Origin of the sequence: Methylocaldum sp. GT1TLB (genome assembly GCF_051027445.1) — a bacterium.
Classification (GTDB): domain Bacteria; phylum Pseudomonadota; class Gammaproteobacteria; order Methylococcales; family Methylococcaceae; genus Methylocaldum.
The window spans coordinates 1,869,197-1,884,373 of sequence record NZ_CP194898.1 but is presented as its reverse complement, the minus strand read 5'-3'; the positions used below and the strand labels follow the sequence as shown (position 1 = coordinate 1,884,373).

Sequence of the window (15,177 nt, the reverse complement as noted above, 5' to 3'; positions counted from 1 at the left end):
CCCGGCACCGTGCTAGGTGCGGGGGGTTTTGTTTTTGTATGGATCGCCTACACTAGCTGACGACCTTTTACGTTCAGTTGTCGGATAGAACTTGTCCGTTGGAATGGAGGGCAGTCGCTATGAAACTAAGGACATAGACGGCGCGGATAATTGCGTAATTTCCATGCTTCTTGAAAGCGGAAGGTATTAGTGTGTCCAAAAGGTGTCGACGGATCGGCTACTGCATAGAGCGTAAAATCAAAAATAATTGAATCTTTAGATTTGAAGGACGGCGAATGAAAAAATCGTACTTTGGTACAGACGGAATTCGCGGCAAAGTAGGGGAATATCCTATTACACCGGACTTTATGCTGAAGTTGGGTTGGGCGGCAGGCCGCGTGTTTTCGCTGGATCGCTACCCTTCCAATGTTCTGATCGGAAAGGACACCAGAATTTCCGGCTACATGTTCGAATCTGCTCTCGAGGCGGGGCTTGCGGCGGCGGGGATTAATACTCAGTTGCTCGGTCCCATGCCAACCCCGGCAATCGCTTATCTTACGCGGACGTTTCGAGCCCAGGCCGGGATAGTCATCAGCGCCTCGCACAATCCGCATTACGATAATGGGATTAAGTTTTTTGGGCCCGATGGCATGAAGCTTCCGGACGAGGTCGAGCTCCAGATTGAGGAGCAATTGGACAAACCCATGACGACGGTGGAGTCTTCAAGGATAGGCAAAGCGTCTCGCATCAGTGATGCGGTCGGGCGTTATATCGAATTTTGCAAAAGCACTATTCCGTCCCGCATCGAATTTACTGGATTCAAAATTGTTGTCGATTGCGCCCATGGCTCGACATATCACATCGCGCCCCATGTATTCGAGGAAGTTGGTGCGACGGTTGTCGCTATTGGCATTCAGCCCAATGGCTTGAATATAAACGACGGCGTCGGAGCTACCAAACCCGAGCGACTTAGCCGTGCGGTATTGGAAGAGCAGGCGGATTTTGGGATCGCCTTGGATGGCGACGGCGATCGGCTGATCATGGTCGATCATAAAGGGGAGATCGTCGATGGCGATGAACTCGTTTACATCATCGCTAAGTCCCGTATGGAGTGCGGTGGGTTAAGAGGGCCGATAGTCGGTACTCTGATGAGTAACTTAGGGTTAGAGCATGCGCTGGATGCGTTGGGGTTAGAGTTTAAGCGCGCTGCGGTAGGAGATCGTTACGTGATGGAAATGATGCTTCAGCATGACAGCGTGCTCGGTGGTGAAAGTTCAGGTCATATCATATGCCGGGACCGGATTACGACCGGCGATGGTATTGTTTCTGCTTTGCAGGTTATGGCAGCGATGCACGAGGCGGGCAAATCGCTTAACGAATTGAAGAGCGACATGGTCAAATACCCTCAGTGTTTGGTGAACGTGAAGGTGCGGGACAAAGTCAATTTGGATGAAATCGAGCCGGTTCAGAAGTTGAAAAATGAAATTCAGCGTGAACTTGGCAGCAAGGGGCGTATTTTGCTCAGACCGTCGGGAACCGAACCGCTAATTAGGATTATGGTTGAAGGGCAAGACGCTCATGTTGTTCGTGCTACGGCCGACCGTCTCGCAAATGCCGTCTCTTCGGCGCTGACCTAGAGATGTGTTCGTGGCGGTTATTAGATGCGCGATGATTTCATTAGCAAAAATTGAGTCGAGGTAGTCAGTCGATGCGTATCTTGCACGCGATGATTCGGGTTGGAGACTTAGAACGGTCGATTCGCTTTTACACTGAAATTCTCGGAATGAAACTATTGAGAAAGGAGGATTTTCCTGATGGAAAATTCACTCTGGCATTCGTAGGGTTCGGTGACGAACGCCACGATTCGGTGATTGAATTGACTTACAACTGGGGTGTTCATGGCTATAACTTGGGCGATGCCTTTGGGCATATCGCGATCGAAGTCGAGGACATCTACGACGCTGTCGAGCGTATAAGACGCGCTGGCGGCGAAATTTTACGCGAAGCCGGCCCCATGAAGTACGGCACCACGGTCATTGCCTTCGTGGCGGATCCGGATGGTTACAAAATTGAATTAATCGGAAAAGAATAAAGGGCTGTTGCGCTTATTTTTCATATATTAATGGCGGCTACAGTCAGGTATTGTGCCTGGCGAAAAAATGAGAGATTTGTTTTAATACTGGCTGAGCGTCGGTCTTATAACAATAAGGAGAAAGAGGATGTCAAAAGGGCAAAATTTACAAGATCCGTTCCTAAATGCGCTTAGAAAAGAACATGTTCCGGTTTCGATCTATCTCGTAAACGGGATCAAGTTACAAGGTAAAGTGGATTCTTTCGATCAGTACGTGATCATACTCAAGAACACTGTAAGCCAAATGGTTTACAAGCATGCCATTTCCACGATTGTCCCTGCGCGTCAGGTCCGTCTACCCCATGCGGCGGAAGGATTGGAAGACGAGGGTTAATCGACAGTTCGGTTCAAGCCGTAAGATGGTGATGTCGAAGTTGGTCTGGGAGAAGAGTTTACTTGTTTGAGAGGCCGAAGTCCGGCGAGCGTGCCGTGCTTGTTCATTTGGCCGCTCAGGACGAGACCGAAGCTCTTGTAGAACTTCAGGAACTCGCCTCATCAGCCGGGGCGGAGCCTGTAGCTACGGTGACAGGCAGGAGACACACGCCCGATCCTCGTTATTACATCGGAAAAGGGAAACTTGACGAGTTGGCCCGGATTGTCCGGGAGGACGAAGCAGAGCTGGTTCTTTTCAACCATCCTTTAACGCCCAGCCAAGAGCGTAATTTAGAGAGAGAGCTTTCGGTCAGGGTTGTCGATCGCACCGGATTGATTCTCGATATCTTCGCTCAGCGGGCCCAATCCTTCGAAGGCAAACTCCAGGTTGAATTAGCACAGTTGCGGCACTTATCTACTCGTTTGGTGCGCGGCTGGACTCACTTGGAACGTCAAAAAGGGGGTATCGGCCTCCGTGGTCCTGGGGAGACACAGCTTGAGACGGACAAGCGTTTAATTGCTGATCGAATACGGCTGATTCAAAAACGGCTGGAGAAAGTCGAGCGGCAACGCAATCAGGGACGCTCCGCTAGACGGCGGGCGGAGTTGCCGGTTGTCAGTTTGGTGGGATATACAAATGCCGGCAAATCGACTCTCTTCAACGCGTTGACGGGGGCTGGCGTTTATGCGGCAAATCAGTTATTTGCTACGCTCGATCCCACCTTGCGACGCTTGCAGTTAACGCCGAGTTTGACGGTAATTCTAGCTGACACGGTCGGATTTATCCGGCATTTGCCACACGAGCTGGTTGCAGCATTCCGTTCGACTTTGAAGGAAGCGGCGGACGCAGATTTATTGCTTCACGTTATTGATGCGAGTGATGAGCGGTCTGACGAAACCATATCGGAAGTCAATCGGGTTCTGAGCGAAATCGGAGCTGATCGAGTAAGACAGATTCAGGTCTTTAACAAGATCGATCGGGTTGCGGATATTGAGCCGCACGCTGAGAGAAACGCGAGCGGAGATGTCGCAAAAGTATGGTTGTCCGCCAAGACAGGTGCTGGTCTGCCTTTGCTTCACGACGTTTTAGAGGTTCTTTTTCGTCGCGAAGTGATTCACCGCAGAATTCACTTGGGTCCGGAAAACGCCGGATTGAGGGCACGGTTATATAACGCAGCGCAGATCTTGAGAGAAGAATCGGACGGAACCGGAGGGTGGGATTTGGAAGTCGAGCTTCTCAAGCGGGATGTGAAGTTATTGCATGAGCTCGACGAGCTGCAGGATTCAATTAGTGCTTAATCATCTCGATCTGGTAACAATAATGCCGGGGCATAGCATGCTTCTACCGTGAAGCACTGGGCCAGTGGAGAGCGTTCCGGCTTCCTCTCAAATGCTCGTTTTTGTATATCCAACCATTTTCCTAGATAATTCTAATATTCATGCCGCAGTAGCGGCTTTGTTATAGCTCTAGAAGAGCATCAAGTTCTGTACTATAGGAGTCATCCAATGTCCTGGAACGAACCGGGCGGTAATAAAAAAGATCCGTGGAGCGGGCGTGATCAGCAGGAGACGCCTCCGGACTTGGAAGAAGTCATGCGCGGATTACACGAAAGGATAGGGAGGTTTTTCGGTGGCGGTGAAAATGCGCCCATGAGGACGATCGGTTTATTTCTCCTGATTGCCTTGGCTGTATGGGGGCTAACCGGTATTTATCTCGTAGACGAAGGGAGTCGCGGCGTCGTTACGCGTTTCGGCAAATACGCTGATACCACCATGCCTGGGCTGCATTGGCACATGCCTGCGCCAATAGAGCACGTTCAGGTGGTCAATATGGAGCAGCAACGTTTTCTGGAAGTAGGGTATCGCTCCGGCGGGCGTCAGCAATCTTTGGGTTCCGTGCCCAGGGAAGCCCTTATGCTCACGCAGGACGAAAATATTATCGATATCCGATTAGCGGTTCAGTATCAGATCAAGGATGCGAAAGATTATCTTTTTAATGTTGCTGATCCGGACGAAACCTTGAAGCAGGTTATTGAAAGCGCCGAACGTGCGGTTATCGGGAAGAGTACGATGGATTTCGTGTTGACGGAGGGACGGGGCAAGGTTGCCGACGAGATCAAGAACGAAATTCAACAAACGCTGGATCAATATCAAACCGGAATCAGAGTGAGCAATGTGAGCTTGGTGGATGCTCAGGCTCCGGAAGAAGTCCAGGCAGCATTCATGGACGCGATCAAGGCAAGGGAAGATGAGCAGCGCCTGAAAAATGAAGCGGAAGCTTATGCGAATGAAGTCGTGCCAAGAGCAAGGGGTGCCGCGGCACGTGTCTTGGAAGAATCGGAAGCGTATAAACAGCGCGTAATTGCCAGAGCAGAAGGTGACACGAGTAGGTTCAAACAGTTGCTGGCGGAGTACGACAAGGCTCCGGAGGTTACGCGAGAGCGCCTCTATCTCGATACGATGGAGGAAGTGCTTGGACGCACGGGTACGTTATTGATCGATGTCAAGAACAGCAATAATTTGTTGTATCTGCCTATAGATAAACTTCAAAAAGCTGCGTCGCCCCTGATGCCGCCCAGAGATGCCGACAATGCCACGATTACTACTCCGGAAGTATCGGACAGCGGGGCCCCTAGAACTATCCGATCAACCACTCGAGGTCGTGAAGGAAGGGGACAATAATGATTAGTAAAAATACCCTAATTCTTGCGTTTGTTTTTATTTTGCTGGTAATTACTGCTACCTCCATATTTACTGTATCGGAGACGGAAAGAGCCTTATTGCTGGAGTTTAAGAAAATCGTTCGAACAGACTTCGAGCCGGGGTTGCATTTCAAGCTTCCATATCAAGAGGTGAAGAAATACGATGACCGAATCCTCACATTGGAGTCCAAGCCCGAGCGGTTTCTCACCTCTGAAAAGAAAAACGTAATCGTTACTTGGTTCGTGAAATGGCGGATCGAAGACGCGACGAAATTCTATAAGGCAGTCGGTGGGGATAAGGCAGCGGCAAATATTCGTCTCGATCAGATAACGAAAGACGCATTGCGGAACGAATTCAGCAAGCGAACTATCCGCGAGGTGGTTTCCTTAGAGCGTGGCCAGATCCGCGATCTACTGATTAAGACGGTGAACCCTGTAGTAGATGATTTGGGAGTCGAGGTTATCGATATTCGTGTGAAAGGAATCGATTTGCCGGATGAGGTAAGTTCATCGGTCTACCGACGGATGGAAGCCGAACGCGCCCGGGTTGCGAGAGATTTCCGTTCGCGTGGTGCGGAGGCAGCCGAACGTATTCGTGCGGAAGCAGACCGTCAGCGGGAGGTGATACTTGCTGATGCCTATAGAGACTCGGAGATCAGGCGTGGTGAGGGCGATGCCACGGCATCGGAGATTTATGCTCAGGCATATAGCAGAAATCCAGAGTTCTTCGAGTTTTATCGAAGCTTGTATGCTTACAGGCAAGTGTTCAAGGACGAGAACGATATGATCGTGTTGGAGCCTGATTCGAAATTCTTCCAGTACTTCAAAAAGCCAAAGTAACCGGACTGTTGCTCCCGCATATTTTCTATTGCCCCTTTGTCCAGTCGACAGGGACAAAGGGGCGGACCGTTTGCCGTTGGCAAAGGATTCTCACACACTGCTAGGGTCAATATGAGCCTCGCGGTAACATAACTGTCGCCTAATCCATCCAGATTTTTTTCCGTTTGCTGAGCTCACCGAATTCGATGCTAACCGAAGATAATTGGCTGTTGCCAGAAGGTATTGATGAGGTCTTTCCGGAAGAAGCCGAGCGTTTGGAGCAGCTACGTCGAAAGATCATCGATCTGTTCGCCAGCTGGGGCTATCGGCTGGTGATGCCGCCGCTGATTGAATTCATTGAATCGCTTTTGACTGGATCGGGCAACGATCTTGATTTGCAGACATTCAAGATCATCGATCAGATCAGTGGTCGATTAATGGGGATACGTGCTGATATGACGCCTCAGGTTGCGCGTATCGATGCGCGCAACCTTGGCACCGATACGCCGACACGGCTCTGTTACATGGGAACGGTGCTGCACACGCAGTCGGATCATCTCGAAAAGTCCCGGAGCCCATTGCAGGTTGGGGCCGAATTGTACGGACATGCGGGTAATGCCAGCGACATGGAGGTTATCTGCTTGATGTTGGAGATGCTTGCCATTGCAGGTATTGAAAACGTACATCTGGATCTGGGACATGTAGGCATCTATCGGGAGTTGGCACGTCAGGCCGGTTTGAATGCGCAGCAGGAGGCGGAGCTGTTTGAAATTCTTCAGCGGAAAGACTATCCGGAATTGGTAACTTTATTACATTCGCTGACGGTTAGCGATTCTTCCACCGAGATGTTGGAAGCGCTGATCGATCTAAATGGACATGAGGGTGTCATAGAGAAAGCTAGAAAGCGATTGGCAACCGCCAATGAGTCGGTACATCGCGCTTTGATGGATTTGGAATCCATTTCGAAGAGTTTGGCAAGCTTGTTCCCGGCCTTACGAATCAATTTCGACCTTGCGGAATTGCGTGGTTATCACTACAAAACGGGTGTCGTATTTGCCGCTTTTGTGCCGGGTTACGGCAGAGAAATTGCACGTGGCGGCCGTTACGATGAGATCGGAAAAATTTTCGGGCGCGCTCGTCCGGCGACGGGTTTTAGCGCCGATTTGAAGGTTCTGGCGCGATTGGCCAACGGAAAAGACGATGATGCGCCTAGTTTGCGCATTTTTGCGCCCGCCGTAGACGATCCCGATTTGCACGAAATAGTGCGTAATTTGCGCGGCGCCGGGCAAACGGTCATTCAGGAGTTGTATGGACAAACTGGCGAGGCTCGCGAGATGGCATGTTCACACTACCTTCAAAAGCGGGGGCTAACTTGGGAAGTCTTTCCCGTTAGCGATTGAGCCCAAAATTACCTCGAAAAATGAAACGCTAATCTGGAATCAAGAATGGGTAAAAACGTCATAGTCATCGGCACCCAGTGGGGCGATGAAGGTAAAGGTAAACTTGTCGATTTGCTGACGGAGCGTGCAGATGCAGTCGTCCGTTTCCAGGGTGGTCACAACGCAGGGCATACCTTGGTAATCGACGGCCAAAAGACGGTATTGCATTTGATACCTTCCGGCGTTTTGCGGGAATCGGTGAAATGCTTGATAGGCAATGGCGTGGTGTTATCGCCCCGCGCTTTGTTGGAAGAGATTGCGCTGCTGGAGAAAGCCGGTATTCCGGTTCGGGATAGGCTTACAATCAGCGAAGCCTGTGCCTTGATATTACCCATTCACGTCGCGTTAGATGTAGCGCGTGAAAAATCTCGTGGCGATAAGGCTATCGGTACGACAGGGAGAGGTATCGGTCCCGCTTATGAAGATAAAGTGTCGCGGCGAGGGTTACGCGCCGGCGATCTTATGTATCCCGCCGTGTTTGCCGAAAGGTTACGCGAACTCCTGGATTATCATAATTTCGTACTCAGCGGGTATTACCGGCAGTCTCCGCTCGATTATCAGCAAGTGCTGGACGAAACGATGGCATTGGGTGAGCAGATTAAACCCATGCTGGGAGATGTGGCGGGTATGCTGCATGCTTATCGTGATGAGGATAGAAATGTCCTCTTCGAAGGCGCTCAAGGCGCGATGCTGGATATCGATCATGGCACTTATCCTTATGTGACCTCGTCTAATACTACGGCGGGCGGCGCAGCATCCGGTAGCGGAATGGGCCTGCTGGATTTCGATTATGTATTGGGTATCACCAAAGCCTATTCGACACGCGTTGGAAACGGACCTTTTCCGACGGAACTGTCGAATGAGATTGGCAAGCATTTATCCGCGAAAGGCGCGGAATTCGGTGCTACTACTGGACGAGCGCGTCGCTGTGGCTGGTTCGATGCCATCTTGATGAAGCGTTCGGCGAAACTCAACAGTCTGAGCGGGTTGTGCCTGACGAAATTGGATGTTCTGGATGGGCTGGAAAAGATCGGAATTTGTACGGCTTATCGATATAAAGGAGAGGAGATTCGTACGGTACCAATCGGCGCCGATAGTTATGCTCAGTGCGAGCCCGTTATCGAGGAGCTTTCAGGGTGGCAAGAATCTACTGCCGGCATTACCTCGTATGAGAACCTTCCGGCAAATGCGAGAGCCTATATTGACCGGATTTCAGAATTGGTCGGTGTGCCAGTGGATATTCTCTCGACCGGTCCTGATCGCAGCGAGACGATAATTCTGAAGAATCCCTTCGATTGAGGGACAACTAAGGATGGTGCCGAGGAGAGGACTTGAACCTCCACGGGTCTCCCCACATGAACCTGAATCATGCGTGTCTACCAATTTCACCACCTCGGCAAGAGGCGAGTCGAGCGACTCAATTGAGTCGCGAATTTTGTTACTTATCGGTTAAATTGTCAATACCGAAAGTTTTGAAGGGAATCATCGATCTTCGAAGAGGTTGTCGGACCGAGGGCTGTCCGAATAGCAAAACTAAACATATAGAAAATAGGAAAATTATCGATGACCAAGTCCGCCCCTACGATCGCTAGAGGGTTTAAGCTCGAGGATCCCTTCGCCGAGCGGGAGGCAGGAAAGTATGAGCGTCCCATTCCCAGCCGGGAGTTGATCCTCGAGGTGATGAAAGAGCAAGGGATTCCTTTAAGAGTCGAGGACGTTGCCGGCGTATTGGGCGTACAAGAGGATGAGGACGTTGAATCGCTCCGTCGCCGCCTCAATGCCATGGAGCGGGATGGGCAGATACTGAGAAACCGCCGCAATTATTACTGCATCGTAAACCACAAAGATCTCATCGTTGGGCGGGTCATCGGCCATCCCGATGGGTTCGGCTTTCTTCGGCCCGACGAGGGCGGCGATGATCTTTTTCTCTCGCCCAAGGAAATGCGTTCGCTCATGCACGATGATCGCATCGTGGTGTGCATACGCGGCGTCGACCGCCGCGGGCGGCGAGAGGCCGGGGTTGTGGAGGTGTTGGAGCGGAATACGCACAATATCGTGGGTCGGTTGTACCTGGAGCAGGGAATCTCATTCGTCGTCCCAGACAATAAGCACATCGCTCACGACGTTCTTATTCCTGAGGAGCATAGAAATGGAGCGCTCCCAGGTCAGATCGTGGTCGCCGAGATCATCGAGCAACCTACCCGCCAGCGTGACCCCATCGGTCGAATCAGGGAGGTTCTGGGGGATCACATGGCCCCCGGTATGGAGATCGAGGTGGCGATTCGCAGCTTCGATCTGCCGGCCGAGTGGCCGGAAGCCGTGTTGAACGACGTTGCGGGGCTAAGTACGGAAGTCGCGGAAGATGATAAAGCCGGTCGCGTTGATTTGCGGCGGCTGCCGCTCGTAACCATAGACGGGGAGGACGCCCGCGATTTCGACGATGCCGTGTACTGCGAAAGAACGCCGAAAGGATGGAAACTTTATGTCGCTATCGCCGATGTTTCCCATTATGTCCGGCCGGGAACGGCTCTCGACGACGAAGCAAAAATCCGTGGCAACTCGGTGTATTTTCCCGATCGAGTCATTCCCATGCTGCCGGAGGTGCTCTCAAACGGTTTGTGCTCGCTCAACCCCGAGCAAGACAGGCTGTGCATGGTCTGCGAAATTTACATAAACACCGATGGCGCCATCGTCCGTTCACGTTTCTACTCGGGGCTGATGTACTCCCATGCGAGGCTCACTTACACGGAAGTCGCCCGCATGATTGTCGACGGCGATAAGATACTGAGGAAGAAGTATCGCGCTCTCGTGCCTCACCTGGAGGAGTTGCATTCGCTCTACAAAGTGCTGCGGCGGGCAAGGGAGGCACGGGGGGCGATGGATTTCGACACCCAGGAATCCTACATCGTATTCGGAGAGGGCAAGAAAATCGCGCAAATCGTGCCGCGCGAGCGCAACGACGCCCATCGCCTGATCGAGGAATGCATGATTACCGCGAATATTGCCGCGGCGCGATATCTGACCCGTCAAAAACTCCCCCATGTGGTTCGAATTCATGAGGGTCCCACCGCCGAACGATTGGCCGATCTGCGTGCCTTTCTCGGAAAAGTCGGTCTGAACCTCGGTGGCGGCGATAATCCTGGACCTAAGGATTATTTCGAAGTGTTGGACAATATCACCGGCAGGGCCGACGAGCACCTGATCCAAACTGTACTGTTACGCTCGCTGGCTCAGGCCGTTTATAGCCCGGAGAAAAAAGGCCATTTCGGGTTGGGCCTGGATGCCTATACCCATTTTACGTCGCCCATCCGGCGCTATCCGGACCTGCTGGTACACCGGGCTATTCGCCACTCGCTCGAAAAGAAAAAGATAGAAGAATTCTACTATTCCCATAACGACATGGTACTGATGGGCGAGCATTGCTCGTACACCGAGCGGCGCGCCGACGAGGCGACTCGCGACGTCGTCGCCTGGCTTAAATGCGAGTACATGCTCGATAAGCTGGGAGAGGAGTTCGAAGGCGTCATTTCCGCCGTTACGCCATTCGGTTTTTTTGTGGAGCTAAAAGACATCTTCGTGGAAGGATTGGTCCACGTTTCGACTTTGGACAAAGACTACTTTCACTACGATCCGATCGGTTATCGGTTGGAAGGGCAGCGGAGCGGTGTGACTTATAGGCTTGGCGACAGCGTTCGTGTGATTGTGGCTCGCGTGGATCTGGATGAACGCAAGATCGACCTCGAATTGGTGAAACGCTCCGAGTCTTCGTCGCGCCGGACACGGAAGAAAAGACGCCGGTCATGAAGAATCGGCGTCGCATCGCGGGTCTTCATGCGGCGGAAGCTGCTCTCGAAAACGCCCCGGACAAAATCATCAGCGTTTGGATAGACCATCGGCGGGAAGATGGTCGCATTGCCGCCATCGAACGGAAATTGGCTTCCCTTGGAATTTCGGTTCAGCCGGCCGGACGAAATCAACTTGACTCGTTAGCCGAAAGCCGAAGCCATCAAGGCATCGTTCTCGAGCTGAAGCTGGCCGCCGAACTCGGAGAGTCGGAGCTTCAGGATGCGCTGGCGAATCTTTCGCGGCAGCCTTTTTTTCTCGTTCTGGATCATGTGCAGGATCCGCACAACCTCGGAGCCTGTTTGCGTACCGCGGACGCCGCTGGAGTACAGGGGGTCATTATCACGAAAGATCAGTCTGTGGGGTTGACGCCGACCGTGGCCAAGGTCGCCTCCGGCGCTGCTGAAACGGTGCCGATTTACCGCGTAACCAATTTGAATCGAGTCCTGGGCTGGTTAAAGGAGGCGGGGCTGTGGATCGTAGGGGCTGCGGGCGAGGCCGAGCGATCGCTATACGAGATCGACCTGGCCATTCCATTGGTCTTGGCGATCGGAGCCGAAGGAAAGGGTCTACGTCGCTTGACGCGCGAGTCCTGTGACTTTTTAGTCAAAATTCCAATGTTCGGCCAAATCGAAAGCCTCAACCTATCGGTTGCGACAGGCGTACTGCTTTTTGAAGCCGTACGGCAGCGAGCACAGGCAAAGAGGACTTAACGATTCGAGTCCTTCTGACCAACCTCGATCGTCAGGCTGGGCGTCGAGGGCTTGAATCCTTGTCCGGTCATTTCGACGTTGGCATAAATCAGCGGAGCCAACACCAATACCGCCAAGCCCAGAAGTTTTGCGCCTCTTTTCGCCGCATGCCGCGGTTCCAAGTGCATCCAACACCAGAGGTAGATTTCGAGTACCATAGTCGGACCTTTACGGGTGTTAGTCTTGACAAATTCAGGCTAATGTGACTATGACCATCTTGCAACCGAGAATAGCCGCTCGACGATGCGGCAAAAACGCGCACCTTAATTGCCTTAAAACGCGTTGCAAATGGTATGCCTCTTTAGGACTTATCACCAAGTCTCGGTGCGCACGCGCGAATTCTTTGTTTGTCGGCTGGACCATCTTAAAATGCATGGACGTTTAGCCGCACCGGCCCGGCCCGACAACACCCGCGAGTCGGGGGTTCTTTGACAATCGCCTGATTTCAATAATCCAAATGCCTTCATCTTCTGCACCCATAATGTCTAACGATACGGTCCGTGCCCTGCAGTGGAGCGAGCGCGGGCTCCGCGTGCTGGATCAGCGCAGGCTGCCGAGCGTGGTCGAATACGAGACATTCGACAGCGCTCAGGGCGTGGCTGAGGCTATCTTTTCGATGCGCGTGCGCGGAGCCCCCGCCATCGGTATCGCCGCCGCCTATGGTGTCGTGTTGGCGGCGCGTCAACGGTATCGCGAAAATCCGGATAACTGGAGAGAGGCGATCGAAGCGGATTTGGCCAAGTTGGCCAGTTCGCGTCCCACTGCCGTGAATCTGTTCTGGGCCCTTGACCGTATGCGATCGGAAATCGGGGCTGTCGAAGGTGACCCGGAGCCGCATCTGTTGCAAGCCGCGCGCACCATTCATGATCAGGACATCGCTGCCAATCGAACGATGGGCGACTTGGGAGCCTCCCTGCTTGTCGGAGCCAGCGGCGTTTTGACCCACTGCAATACGGGTTCACTTGCGACCGGTGGGTACGGTACGGCGCTCGGAGTGGTTCGAAGTGCCTACCGACAGGGCGTTACGAATATCTTCGCGACCGAAACCCGTCCGTGGCTACAGGGGGCTAGGCTGACTGTCTGGGAGCTGGAGCAGGACGGCATACCCGCGACTTTGATTGCCGATTCCGCTGCCGCCTATTTGATGAAATCGGGTGCGATCCAGTGGATCGCAGTCGGAGCCGACCGCATCGCCGCAAACGGAGATACCGCCAACAAGATCGGCACCTATGCCTTGGCCGTTGCCGCTCGCCACCATGGCGTGAAATTCATGGTGGTTGCGCCGACGTCCACCATCGACTGGCGGACAGAGTCCGGCGAGAGCATTAGGATCGAGGAAAGGGCCCAGAGCGAACTGCTGAACGAATATTTCGCGCGGCCGAGCAGTGTTATAAAAGCGTGGAATCCAGTGTTCGACGTGACTCCGGCCGAATTGATCGATTGCATCGTCACCGAGCGGGGTATTGTGCGGAATCCGAATCGTCAGGCCATGAAAGTGCTGGCGGATGCCGGATGAGTTCGTATTTTCGGCTGTCCGTGCGCTGACAAGACGCGAAGCTAGCGGGTTCGATCGAAGCTACTTGTCCGTCTCTTCTCGTGAAATAGCTTATCTGAAGACTCAAGCAGTTTGATACCCGCCTTCGCTATGCACCACGGCGCCGATGAATCCGTTCGAATCTCCGGCGGGTTCGCCCGCGCCGTAGATAGTTTTTGATCCAGATTCACCCAAATCTCACCAAGGATAACCGATGTTAGATCCACGTCTTTTCCGCACTCAATTGGATGAGGTCGAAGCGCAATTGGCGCGGCGCTCGTTCAAGCTGGACACCGAAGTATTTCGCGAGTTGGAAAACCAGCGCAAGGAAATACAGGGCCGCACTCAGGCGTTGCAGAACGAACGCAATACGCGCTCCAAGCTGGTCGGCCAGGCCAAGGCAAGAGGAGAGGATATCCAGCCTATACTTGCGGAGATGCAGCATTTGGGGGATGACCTCAAACGGATGGAAGGGGAATTGGAAGGCATTCAAGCGAAGTTGGAAGACTTGCTGCTCGGCATACCGAACATTTTGGATGCCGGCGTTCCCGATGGCCGGAGCGATGCGGACAACGTGGAGATCCATCGCTGGGGCGAGCCGTCGCAGTTCGGATTCGAACCTGGCGACCACGTCGATTTGGGAACGCGGCTTGGAGGTCTCGATTTCGAGGCGGCCGTCAAAATTACGGGTTCACGGTTCGTCACCCTGAAAGGTCCTCTGGCTCGTTTGCAGCGGGCCTTGACCCAATTCATGCTCGATATTCATACGCAAGAGCACGGTTACACCGAGACCTACGTGCCGTTCATGGTGAACGCGGAAAGCTTGCGCGGCACGGGACAGCTTCCGAAATTCGAAGAAGATCTGTTCAAGCTCGATCGCGAACCGCCGTTCTATCTGATTCCGACCGCCGAGGTGCCGGTTACCAATTTGGTCCGCGACGAAATCTTGGCCGCGGAAACGCTTCCTTTGAAATTCGTTGCCCATACGCCGTGTTTCCGCAGCGAAGCCGGCTCCTACGGCAAGGATGTACGCGGCATGATACGCCAGCATCAATTCGAAAAAGTCGAGCTGGTGCAGATTGTAAGGCCCGACGATTCGGCGCGTGCCCATGAGGAGCTAACCTCCCATGCGGAGGAGATTCTCAAGCGCTTGAAGCTGCCGTTTCGAAGAATGGTTTTGTGCGCCGGCGATACGGGCTTTTCATCGGCCAAAACCTATGATCTCGAGGTTTGGCTGCCGGGACAGAATGCCTACCGTGAAATCTCGTCGTGCAGCAATTTCCGGGATTTCCAGGCGCGACGCTTGAGAGCGCGCTGGAGGAATGCCGAAACGGGTAAACCCGAGCTGGTTCATACCCTGAACGGTTCGGGACTCGCTGTCGGCCGCACCCTTATTGCCGTGATGGAGAACTATCAGGATGAAAAAGGACGGATCAGAGTTCCGGAGGTCTTGCTTCCGTACATGGGTGGGGTTGAAGCAATCGGCTGAGCGAAAAACTGAGAAGCTCTCAAAACAGTCATATTTGAATTCGAATGCCCGCGCCGTTGAAACAGGAGCGCGGGCTATTCATTTTCAGGTTGGTTGCGCGACGGGATCTGCGCCAAG

Annotated in this window: 13 protein-coding genes and 1 tRNA gene; 12 read left to right on the top strand and 2 right to left on the bottom strand. The window is 53.0% G+C overall.

Translation table 11 applies throughout. The features are described from left to right. Positions 1 to 275 precede the first annotated feature (275 nt). From glmM to ACR2R1_RS08100, 8 genes are all read left to right on the top strand, one after another. Positions 276 to 1,616 (top strand): phosphoglucosamine mutase, encoded by a 1,341-nt coding sequence (gene glmM / locus ACR2R1_RS08135; RefSeq protein ID WP_077730577.1) that lies wholly within the window; start codon positions 276 to 278, stop codon positions 1,614 to 1,616. Positions 1,617 to 1,687: 71 nt separating this feature from the next. Next, positions 1,688 to 2,071, top strand: coding sequence for a lactoylglutathione lyase (gene gloA, locus ACR2R1_RS08130; protein ID WP_077730578.1), 384 nt, complete (start codon positions 1,688 to 1,690; stop codon positions 2,069 to 2,071). Positions 2,072 to 2,198: 127 nt separating this feature from the next. After that, positions 2,199 to 2,444: an RNA chaperone Hfq gene (gene hfq, locus ACR2R1_RS08125; RefSeq protein WP_077730579.1), complete on the top strand. Its 246-nt coding sequence runs from the start codon at positions 2,199 to 2,201 to the stop codon at positions 2,442 to 2,444. Positions 2,445 to 2,506: 62 nt separating this feature from the next. Continuing rightward, entirely contained in the window at positions 2,507 to 3,781 is a 1,275-nt protein-coding gene (gene hflX / locus ACR2R1_RS08120) for a ribosome rescue GTPase HflX (RefSeq protein WP_434113490.1), read from the top strand. A 207-nt stretch (positions 3,782 to 3,988) separates the two neighbouring features. Beyond that, the gene (hflK, locus tag ACR2R1_RS08115; protein ID WP_077730581.1) at positions 3,989 to 5,164 is read left to right on the top strand and encodes an FtsH protease activity modulator HflK; all 1,176 of its coding nucleotides are present in this window, start codon (positions 3,989 to 3,991) and stop codon (positions 5,162 to 5,164) included. A gap of 2 nt (positions 5,165 to 5,166) precedes the next feature. Then, entirely contained in the window at positions 5,167 to 6,024 is an 858-nt protein-coding gene (gene hflC / locus ACR2R1_RS08110; protein WP_077730615.1) for a protease modulator HflC, read from the top strand. Positions 6,025 to 6,209: 185 nt separating this feature from the next. Then, positions 6,210 to 7,403 carry an ATP phosphoribosyltransferase regulatory subunit gene (locus tag ACR2R1_RS08105; protein WP_434113487.1) on the top strand — a complete coding sequence of 398 codons (1,194 nt, stop codon included), beginning with the start codon at positions 6,210 to 6,212 and terminating at the stop codon, positions 7,401 to 7,403. 45 nt (positions 7,404 to 7,448) lie between these two features. Continuing rightward, positions 7,449 to 8,741, top strand: coding sequence for an adenylosuccinate synthase (locus ACR2R1_RS08100; protein WP_077730583.1), 1,293 nt, complete (start codon positions 7,449 to 7,451; stop codon positions 8,739 to 8,741). Between the two features lie 14 nt (positions 8,742 to 8,755). Here the strand turns inward: ACR2R1_RS08100 and ACR2R1_RS08095 are convergent. Further along, positions 8,756 to 8,840, bottom strand: a tRNA-Leu gene (locus tag ACR2R1_RS08095). A gap of 165 nt (positions 8,841 to 9,005) precedes the next feature. On the opposite strand from ACR2R1_RS08095, the gene rnr reads away from it, so the two are divergent. Then, complete coding sequence (gene rnr, locus ACR2R1_RS08090) at positions 9,006 to 11,246, top strand: ribonuclease R (RefSeq protein ID WP_077730584.1); 2,241 nt, start codon at positions 9,006 to 9,008, stop codon at positions 11,244 to 11,246. After that, positions 11,243 to 11,998: a 23S rRNA (guanosine(2251)-2'-O)-methyltransferase RlmB gene (gene rlmB / locus ACR2R1_RS08085; protein WP_077730585.1), complete on the top strand. Its 756-nt coding sequence runs from the start codon at positions 11,243 to 11,245 to the stop codon at positions 11,996 to 11,998. Before rnr ends, rlmB begins: the two co-directional genes overlap by 4 nt. Here the strand turns inward: rlmB and ACR2R1_RS08080 are convergent. Further along, positions 11,995 to 12,165, bottom strand: coding sequence for a hypothetical protein (locus tag ACR2R1_RS08080; protein WP_166642627.1), 171 nt, complete (start codon positions 12,163 to 12,165; stop codon positions 11,995 to 11,997). The two genes, rlmB and ACR2R1_RS08080, sit on opposite strands and share 4 nt — an antisense overlap. A gap of 353 nt (positions 12,166 to 12,518) precedes the next feature. Between ACR2R1_RS08080 and mtnA the strand changes: the two genes are divergently transcribed. Both mtnA and serS read left to right on the top strand, forming a co-directional pair. After that, a complete protein-coding gene (gene mtnA, locus ACR2R1_RS08075) occupies positions 12,519 to 13,553 on the top strand; it encodes an S-methyl-5-thioribose-1-phosphate isomerase (protein WP_086134126.1) in 1,035 nt (344 codons plus the stop codon). A gap of 232 nt (positions 13,554 to 13,785) precedes the next feature. Next, entirely contained in the window at positions 13,786 to 15,060 is a 1,275-nt protein-coding gene (gene serS / locus ACR2R1_RS08070; RefSeq protein WP_434113482.1) for a serine--tRNA ligase, read from the top strand. Positions 15,061 to 15,177 lie beyond the last annotated feature (117 nt).